Raw genomic sequence first — 502 nt, 5'->3', positions numbered from 1 at the left:
TGAATTGCGTGCAAGAAAAAAGCTGCAGTCCCTGCTGGGCGAGGACGAGAAGTGATCGAGACGATCCGCCAGGGACTCAAGGAAGACGGCTTTACCGTCTCGATCAGCAAGATCTGCCAGTGGTTCGGCGTGCCGCGCAGAACGGTGTATTACAAGCCGGTTAGGTCGGCACCGAAGGTCCAGGACCGCTTCGCCGGTCCGATCAAGGCCATGATCGCCGAGAACCCATCCTTCGGCTATCGGACGGTTGCGCATCTGTTGGACTTCAACAAGAACACCGTGCAGCGTATCTTCCAGCTCAAGGGCTGGCAGGTGAAGAAGCGGCCCATTGGCTTCCGGCCGCGGGTGCAGGCTTTGCCATCCGTGGCGAAGGCACCAAACGAGCGTTGGGCAACAGATCTGTGTCGAGTCTGGACCGGTCGTGATGGCTGGGCGGTGCTGGCGCTGGTGATCGATTGCCATACCAGAGAGCTGCTTGGCTGGCACCTGTCCCGCTCTGGTA

General features: G+C 60.0%; 1 protein-coding gene. It reads left to right on the top strand.

The features are described from left to right. Positions 1–51: 51 nt before the first annotated feature. The coding region (locus RY831_RS33585) for a transposase family protein (RefSeq protein WP_496196655.1) at positions 52–502 on the top strand (451 nt) is incomplete at its 3' end.

It is taken from the genome of Noviherbaspirillum album (assembly GCF_035916955.1).
Classification (GTDB): Bacteria; Pseudomonadota; Gammaproteobacteria; order Burkholderiales; family Burkholderiaceae_D; genus Noviherbaspirillum; species Noviherbaspirillum album.
Note: the sequence above shows the minus strand (reverse complement) of the source record. Positions and strands in the feature narration are given on the sequence as shown.